An 8,740-nucleotide genomic window follows, 5' to 3' on the forward strand; every position below is an offset into this window, starting at 1 on the left:
GGGTCGCCGGAGCCCGCGAACCGCGAACCCCAACACCGCGCACCTCCTCTTCAGACGAGTGTGTAGGAGTTGGAATCCCCCGCCTTCAGACGGGGGAGGACGTCAAGTAGCTGTTGAGGCGGGAACCGACGAAGGCGATGACCGGGCCGATCTCGGTCGGGTCGCCGGCGCGGGGCAGGAAGGCCGGATGGTCGTAGTCCTCCCGGATGACGCGCATCGCGTCGGCGAGGCTGTCGGGGTCGATGCCCCGCTCGGGTGGGAGGGTGCGCAGATACCCCTTCAGCGCGGGGGACAGGAACGACCCCGGCGACACCGTGTTGACGAGAATCCCGTCGGGCGCGAGTGACCGCGCGAGGTTCTTGCTCAGACTGGTCAGCGCCGACTTGGCCGCGGTGTAGGCGACCAGCCGCGGGGACCTGCCGCCGGGTGGAATGGGCGCTGACGTTGACGATGCGCGCCCACTCGGCCGCCCGCAGCGCCGGCAGCGCCGCGCGCACACAGACAGCGCACCGCGCTCAGCGTGCCGATGCCGAAGGTGGCCAGCCATTCGGCGTCGTCGAGCTCGTCGAACGGGCGGACGCCGACCTCGACCGGGCCGGCGGCGTTCACCAGGACGTTCAGGCTGCCCCACCGCGCGGTGACCGTGTCGAAGGCGGCCTGCACGGAGTTCGCGTCGGTCAGGTCGGTGGGGATCCCGAGCGCGTCCGGCGCGCCGAGCCCACGCAGCGTCTCGACGGTCTCCTCCAGCGCGTCCTTGCCGCGGGCGAGCACCGCGACCTGGGCACCGTCGGCGGCGAAGCGCTCCGCGGCCGCCCGGCCCATCCCCTTCGAACCGCCGCTGACGACGACCCTGGCCCCGCCTCCGCCGCGACGCCGAGCTGACGCGACCTCGATGTGAGGTGCCTTACGTCAGATATAGCCGCTGCGGCGAGCGTGGCACAAGCGGTCGCGCTGCCAGTACCCGCCGGTGCTGTTGGTGTCGGCTGCTCAGTTCCACAGGGCGGCGTGGCTGGTGTCGCCGGGCAGCAGGATGGAGCCCACCACCTGGCCGCGGTTGTTGATCGCCGTCGGATTGGCGGAGCCGCCGAGCTGGACGGTCCGCCCGTTGGCGCGCCGGAAGGCCGCGGTACTGGTCGCGACGATGACGTCGCCGCGTTCGTTGAGGGCGATCGGCCGGGCGAACAGGCCGTCGAAGGTGCCCAGGTCGAACCGCTGGCCATGGTCCCAGAGCAGGATGCGTCCGATGTTGGTCACGGGATCGAACGTGTCGCCGAGGATCTGGCCGGCGTCGTTGACGGCCACCGCCTGACTGAGCGGATCGCTGGGATCCAGGTCGATGGCGCGGTCGCCCTGCCACAGCATGGCGTGGGTGACGCCATCCGCGTTCGTGGCCCAGCCGACGACATCACCACGACTGTTGATGTCCGAACCGTAGCCGGACGGGGTGGGCAGAGGCACCCAGCGGCCGTGGATCCAGCGGGCGAAGTAGTCGTCGCTGTGGCTGCTGCTCTGTACCTCGCCGAGGATCCACCCGTTGGTGCTGATGGCCCGGGCGTCGCTGGTGTGACCGGCGGGGGCACCGAGGTCGAAGGTGTGGTTGTCGCGCCAGAGCTTCGCGTGCGACCCACCGCCGGCCACCGGACCCGTCCCGACGACCTCGCCCCGCTCGTTCTGGTCGGACGTGGAGAAGTCGAGGGCGACCACGGTGCCGTCGGAACGGCGCACGAAACCGGGGGAGTAGAAACGCCCCGGCAGCGTGCCGGCGATCTGCCCGGCGTTGTTGATCCTGAACGGCGCCCGCGCGGTGTCCGGCAGCGCGGTGAGCACCCCGTGCGACCAGCTGAAGCCATGGCTGTCGTACGACCCGTTGTACCCGGAGCCGACGACGTCCCCACGGTCGTTGATCGCGGTCGCGCTGCTGTAGCGCAGACCGGGCAGACCCCCGAGATCAACCGGCGGCACGGTCCGGACGACGGGCACACTCGGGACGGGTGGCACGCGCGTGGCCGGCGGCGCGCTTGCAGTCGTCGGTGGCGCGGCAGTCGTCGGCGGCGCGGCGGTCGGCGTGGACGAGGTGGGCGTCGCGGCGACGGCGACTCCGGTGGACAACGCGGCGACGGTTGCGGCCACCAGCGCCGTCGTTGCTGTCGCCGCCGCCGTTCTGACCGCACGCCTCGAGCGCATCGCCGCCTCCAGGACGGATCCCCAGCCGCCTTCATGGCGACGATATGAAATTAGAAAATCACTCTCCGGCGTCCAGGTGGGGGAGTCGCCCGCCGACACGCCCCCATCCGATCCGCCGTCGGCGTCAGCGTCGGTGTTGGCGTCGGTGTTGGCGTCGGTATCAACCCACCGGGCCGCCGAGGACGATGCCGGGCTGGGCGTCGGTCGAGGCGCTCTGCAACGTCCACATGACCCGCCGAGGGTCGTCGTACGGCCCGGAGATGTAGAACGGCCGGCCGTCCTTGCCGAACGTGATCGCGGACGGCCCCGCCCACGCGCCGAGGTGGCCGACGGCGGCCGCGAGGTCGGGATGCGGTTCGAACCCGAGCCCGCGCGCGTACTCGACGGAGCCCAGCACCAGATCGGCGGCCAGCTCGAGCGGCGCCTCCTGCCACCCGTCCTGGCTGCTGAAGTACTGCTCCCGGAAACGCGGCAGCTCGACGTCGGTCATGACGTCCGGCCCCATCGCGTTCTTGACCCCGAGGCAGTAGACGTCCGCCAGGTACCCGCACACCGACACGCTGCCCCAGCGGTGCGCCCGGGCGACCAGTACCGTCACCAGACCGCCGAGGCTGTTGCGGGCGTCGATGACGATCGGCTCCACCGCGCCGCCGGCCCCGTCGCCGTCGCCGGGGGCGTCGCCGCTTTCGAAGGCCGCGTCCACCCAACCGCGCGCCGGATCCACCGTCAGACCCCGACTCCACCCGGTATTGATCCAGCAGCCGACCAGCGCCGGCTCCCCGGCCGCAGCCTGCGCCTGGACCGCCGCGGCCCGCACCAACGGCGCCACCACGGACGGCGCCACCCCCAGGATCCGCGCGATCTGCTTCGGCGACTTCCCCTCGCCCCGCAGTGCCGCCACCCGTTCCCGCAGCTCGACGTCACTCATGGACGATCACCCTAACGTCGCCGCGCCTGGCTGCTCCGTGCAGAGCCGATGACATCGGCCCGAAACATGTTCTTCGTGGCGTCCTGTCCCAGTATGGTCCTGATTGGCACATGGTTGGCCGAGCGCAATGCAGGGGCAGTCGCGGCGCGCACGATGTTGTCGATAAAGTCGGTGAAATGACCGTTGCCGCGAGTGCGCGTACCGACGTTGAAGGACGGGCGGTTGGTGCCCGCCGTGTTCGAGTAGAGGCAGGTCGCACGGGGCTGCGGCGCGACGAGGGAGCGGTCCTGGGGGCGGCGCATCGGACTGTCGGACCGCGCCAGTAGCGTAGGTCGGCTGCCTAACAGGAGGTTCGGTCGTGCTGCTGGAGGAGCTCAAGTCAGGGCTGCGGGTCGACGGGCTGATTCCCGCCGAGGTCATCACGGTCCTTGCCGTGCAGTGGCACGGTTCTGCCGCCCTCGAACTGACCTACAAGACCACCGCTGGCAACCTGGGCCAGCAGGTGGTGTTCCGTAAGGATCAGGACCAGCTCAGCGTTGCTCAGACCGGTAGTCGTGCCTTCGATGCCGGCGCCAGCGACTTCAAGCTCGTGGCCGAGGCGCAGCGCATCTCGCTGGCCGGGCTGTTCGACCCGATGCTCGCTGTCGCCACGAGTGACGTGCAGCCTCTCCCGCATCAGATCCGCGCGGTGTACGACGAGCTGCTTCCACGCACGCCGCTGCGCTTTCTGCTCGCCGACGACCCTGGCGCCGGAAAGACGATCATGGCTGGCCTCTACATCAAGGAGCTGCTGCTGCGCGATGACGTGAAGAAGTGCCTCATCGTCGCGCCCGGCGGGCTCGTGGAGCAGTGGCAGGACGAGCTCTTCTTCAAGTTCGGTCTACGCTTCGACCTGCTGACCAACCAGCTCGTCGACTCGCAGGTCAATCTCAACGTCTTCGAGACCCACCCGCTGCTCATCGCACGGATGGACCAGCTCTCCCGCAACGGCCAGCTCCAGGCCCAGCTCAGGGAGACCGAATGGGATCTGATCATTGTCGATGAGGCCCATCGCATGGGTGCCCACTACTTCGGCGGCAAGCTGCAGAAGACCAAGCGCTTCCAGCTCGGAGAGCTGCTCGGTGAGATTACCCGCCACCTGCTGCTGATGACCGCGACCCCGCACTCGGGCAAGGAGGAGGACTTCCAGCTCTTCCTGACCCTGCTCGACCGTGACCGGTTCGAGGGTCGGGAGAAAAAGTCCACTGACACCAGCGGGATCATGCGCCGCATGGTCAAGGAGAACCTCCGCACCTTCGAGGGTAAAAATCTCTTCCCCAGGCGCATTGCCGAGACGGTTCCCTATGAGCTGACCGCGTTGGAGTACGCCCTCTACGAGGACGTCACCCATTACGTCCGCGAGGGCATGGACCGGGCTGACCGGCTCGGCGGAAAGCGCAAGAACACCGTCGGCTTCGCCCTCACCGTGCTTCAGCGCCGGCTCGCCTCGAGCCCGGAGGCGATCTACCGAAGCCTCATGCGCCGCTGCGAACGCCTGGAGCGCAAACGCCAGGAGATCCTCGACGGCACCGATCGTGAGCTGGATCAGACCGTCGAGTGGAGCGCGATCGACGGCAACGAACTCAACGCCAAGGAGCTTGAGGACCTGGAGGAGGAGCTGCTCGACGCGGCCACCGCCGCGCAGACGGTAGCGGAGCTCAACGCCGAGCTGCTCGAACTGGCCGACCTGGTGCAGACCGCCAGGCGGGTCCGCGACTCCGGCACCGACCGTAAGTGGACCGAGCTGTCAAAGCTGCTGCAGGACAATCCGGAGATCATCGACTCGGACGGCTGGCCGAGAAAGCTCATCATCTTCACCGAGCATCGAGACACCCTCGACTACCTCCGAGGCAGGATCGGTTCGCTGCTTGGGCGGCCCGAGGCGGTCAAGGCGATTCACGGCGGCGTGCGCCGCGGCGAGCGGCGCCAGATCACCGAGGAGTTCACCAAGAACCGCGAGGTCCAGATCCTGCTGGCGACCGACGCGGCCGGCGAGGGCCTCAACCTTCAGGCTGCCCATCTGATGATCAATTATGATCTGCCCTGGAACCCCAACCGCATCGAGCAGCGCTTCGGCCGGATCCACCGCATCGGCCAGGAAGAGGTCTGCAGGCTGTGGAACCTTGTGGCCGTCAACACCCGGGAGGGCGAGGTCTTCGTCCGTCTGCTGGCGAAGCTCGACCAGATGAGTGTGGCCTACGGCGGCCGGGTCTTCGATGTTCTCGGTGAGGCCTTCGCCGAGACCCCGCTACGCGACCTCCTGCTCGCCGCGATCCAGTACGGCGAGCGTCCCGATGTCAAGGCGAAGATGCACGAGGTCATCGACGCCAGCGTCGGTGACGGACTCAAGGAGCTGCTGGACGAGCGGGCACTCGCTGCGGACCAGCTTGCCGCAGCCGATCTTCAGCGGCTGCGCGAGGCAATGGACGAGGCCCGCGCCTGGCGGCTGCAACCGCACTACATCGAGCTGGCGTTCAAGGCGGCCTTCACCCGCCTCGGTGGCCGGATCGCCCGACGTGAGCAGGGGCGCTACGAGATAGCGAACGTGCCGCAGCAGCTCCGCTCGGTCGGCCAGGGGCCGATCGCGACGAAGTACGAGCGGATCGCCTTCGACTTGGCCCACGTACATCCGGAAGGCCTTGCCCGAGCCGATCTGCTGGCACCCGGCCACCCGCTCCACGACGCGGTCATGGACGAGACAGTTCGCCAACTGGGCGGTGCCCTCAACCAGGGCACCGTGCTTGTCTCCTCGACCCTTGAAGAACCGCACCTGCTTGTGGGCGTCGTCGAGGAAGTCGCCGATGCGACCGGTGCGGCGGTGGCCCGTCGGTTCGGCTACGCCTATGTCGACACCAACGGTGCTGTCAGTTCTGCAGGCCCCGCGCCGTATCTGGACTGTGTCGCCGCTCCTGCGGGTCCGTTGACCGACGCCGCGCGTGCCCTTGCGTGGCTGGCCGATGCTGAGGACAAGGCCACGAGCTGGATCATCGCCAACCAGCTGCCCGGGTACCTCGCCGAAGTCCAGCCTCGCCGGCTGGCGGAACTGACGAAGGCCCGTGGGCTGGTCACGGAGCGGCTCACCAAGGAAAGCGACCGTCTGCTGTACGAGGCGGTGATCGCCTCGGAGGAGGAGCAGAAGGGCGAGAAGCCCAAGGAGTCGTCCGACAGCCTCAACCGCAAGGCGGTCGAGCTCGACAACCGGCTCCGCAAGCGCCTCGAACTGCTCGACCAGCAGCAGCTCATGTCCACCAAGCCGCCCCGGCTGGTCACCGCCGCCCTGGTGCTGCCCATCAGCATGATCGAGGACGAACTGGCGCAGTCTGCGCCGATGCACGCCAAGGAGACGAAGGAGGTGGAGCGCCGCGGCGTCGATCTCGTTATGGCGCGCGAACGGGAGCTCGGCCGCGAGCCTGTCGAGCAGGCGTTCAACAACAAGGGCTTCGACATCCTGTCGACCGATGCCGACGGCGACACCTACCGCATCGAGGTCAAGGCTCGTATCGACGGCGCCACCGACTTCTTCATCACCCACAACGAGGTGATGACCAGCAAGAACGCCGCCCCGCGCTACCGGCTCGCACTCGTCAGGGTGGACCCACGCGGAGCCCGGCACGACGAGGCCCGCTACCTCGACGCCCCCTTCGCCACCACCGACTTCGGCGACTTCGACTCCACCGGCCTGCGCGGTAACTGGGCCAGGACCTGGGCCAAGGGCAAGGCCCCGTTCTGATGGCGGTGGCCGCCGCTTCGACTCTTGTCGCTATTCTGGCGAACCCACCTCTGACAGACGGCCGGCGCACGTTGAGCCGGGTGGCGTTGGCAGGTGAGCTGCTCGGCTTCGCCGAGGTCAAGGTGGCTAACCTGTTCTCGATGCCCTCGCATGCCACCGGTGACATCGACGAACTCGGCGCGACCGCCGCCGGCTGGTTGGCGGCGAGGCCCTCCCTGGAGTCGGCGCTCACCGAGGCAGCCGGCGTGTTGCTCGCATACGGAGCTTCGTCTCCGTCTGGTCCAGCGCGCACCCACTTCCGTGAGCAGGCCGCCTGGCTCCGGACCCGCCTCGACGAGCTGGCGTTACCGGGTTGGCAGGTTGGTGACGGCCCGCGACATCCGTCCCGGTGGCAGCGCTGGACCAGCCGAGAGCATCCTGACATCCCGTTCACCGAGGCAGTACGGCGCAGTATCGTCCCAGTTCGCGTAAATTTTGTCGGATCTGATCGCTAGCTTCTGTAAGTCGCGGTATCAGTTGGCGCAAGGGCGTGCCCGCTCCAGGGCTCAGAGGGTCGAGGAAGTACGTGCAGAAGCGTAAATTGATCGAGGTGGCGCTGCCGCTGGAGGCGATCAACCGGGAGTCCGCCCGCGAGAAGTCCATCCGGCACGGGCACCCTTCGACCCTCCACCTGTGGTGGGCGCGCCGTCCCCTCGCGGCTGCACGTGCTGTTCTGTTTGCCCAGCTCGTGGACGACCCGTCTGCAAGGCCCGAGGAGTTCCCCACCGAGGAGCTGCAGCGCAAGGAGCGCGATCGCCTGCACGCACTGATCGAGTGCCTTGTAATGTGGAAGAACGTGCGCAACGAGGAGCTTCTCGCCAAAGCGTACGCCGAAATTATCAAGTCCACCAACGGCAAGCCGCCGTCAATTCTTGATCCTTTTGCAGGTGGCGGGACCATTCCGCTGGAGGCTCAGAGGCTCGGCCTTGATGCGCATGCATCCGACCTCAATCCAGTGGCCGTACTGATCAATAAAGCACTAATTGAAATACCGTCGAAATTTCACGACAAACCCCCTGTTTATCCTGGCCTGGCTGACTCCGAGATCCGTACTTGGAAGGGAGCCGAGGGCCTTGCTGCTGACGTGCGTTCCTACGGTGCTTGGATGCGAGACCAAGCCGAGAAGAACATCGGTCGTCTTTATCCCAGGGCTGATCTTCCAGACGGCTCCAAAGCCTCGGTTATTGCCTGGATCTGGGCTCGTACCGTCACCTGTCCGAATCCGGGGTGCGGTCTTGCGATGCCTTTGGTTCGATCTTGGTGGCTGGGTAAGAAAAGCGGTAAAGAGGCGTATGTCGTCCATCGAGTCGTTCCCGATGTCAATCACTTCTCGGGCAAGCGGGTCGTTTTTGAAATCAGGCAGGGCAAGGAAAATGGGCCGACCGCTTCAACGGACGGGACTGTATCGAAAACTGGAGCACGTTGTATAGCTTGCAATGCGGCGGTGGACCTAAAGTATGTGCGTGCAGAAGGTCGCGCCGGGCGTGTTGGCGCCCAGCTTATGGCCGTGGTAGCTGAAGGTAAGAGAAGGCGTATATACCTTGCGCCTACGGAGGGGCACGTAATGGCTTCCGTGGTCGATCGTCCGGATGATATACCCGATTCGGCGCTCCCAGGCGAGGCCCTTGGATTTCGAGTCCAGGCATACGGAATGATTAGATGGTCTGATCTTTTTACAAGCCGCCAGCTTACTACTCTGACGACCTTCAGTGATCTGGTCTCCGTCGTAAGAGAAAGAGTCCTCGCTGCGGAACCCGTCAAGCTGTTTGAGGCAGTGTTGTTCGAAAACTAGCTACTTGCCGGTTCCGGGTCTGGCTGCT

General features: G+C 66.8%; 4 protein-coding genes and 2 pseudogenes. 3 read left to right on the top strand and 3 right to left on the bottom strand.

Annotated features, from left to right (window positions below):
- Positions 1–85: 85 nt before the first annotated feature.
- From MXD61_RS28680 to MXD61_RS05005, 3 genes and pseudogenes are all read right to left on the bottom strand, one after another.
- Positions 86–822, bottom strand: a pseudogene (locus tag MXD61_RS28680) (SDR family NAD(P)-dependent oxidoreductase).
- A 165-nt stretch (positions 823–987) separates the two neighbouring features.
- Positions 988–2,130 carry a hypothetical protein gene (locus MXD61_RS05000; protein ID WP_248811676.1) on the bottom strand — a complete coding sequence of 381 codons (1,143 nt, stop codon included), beginning with the start codon at positions 2,128–2,130 and terminating at the stop codon, positions 988–990.
- Between the two features lie 214 nt (positions 2,131–2,344).
- The gene (locus MXD61_RS05005) at positions 2,345–3,112 is read right to left on the bottom strand and encodes a helix-turn-helix domain-containing protein (RefSeq protein ID WP_248811677.1); all 768 of its coding nucleotides are present in this window, start codon (positions 3,110–3,112) and stop codon (positions 2,345–2,347) included.
- Between the two features lie 358 nt (positions 3,113–3,470).
- Between MXD61_RS05005 and MXD61_RS05010 the strand changes: the two genes are divergently transcribed.
- From MXD61_RS05010 to MXD61_RS05020, 3 genes and pseudogenes are all read left to right on the top strand, one after another.
- Positions 3,471–6,881, top strand: coding sequence for a helicase-related protein (locus MXD61_RS05010; protein ID WP_248811678.1), 3,411 nt, complete (start codon positions 3,471–3,473; stop codon positions 6,879–6,881).
- 80 nt (positions 6,882–6,961) lie between these two features.
- Positions 6,962–7,375, top strand: a complete 414-nt coding sequence (locus tag MXD61_RS05015) for a hypothetical protein (protein WP_248811679.1) — start codon at positions 6,962–6,964, stop codon at positions 7,373–7,375.
- Positions 7,376–7,446: 71 nt separating this feature from the next.
- Positions 7,447–8,667 (top strand): annotated as a pseudogene (locus tag MXD61_RS05020) (DUF1156 domain-containing protein); the annotation flags it as partial.
- Between the last annotated feature and the right edge of the window lie 73 nt (positions 8,668–8,740).

Origin of the sequence: Frankia sp. AgPm24 (genome assembly GCF_023243055.1) — a bacterium.
GTDB lineage: Bacteria > Actinomycetota > Actinomycetes > Frankiales > Frankiaceae > Frankia > Frankia umida.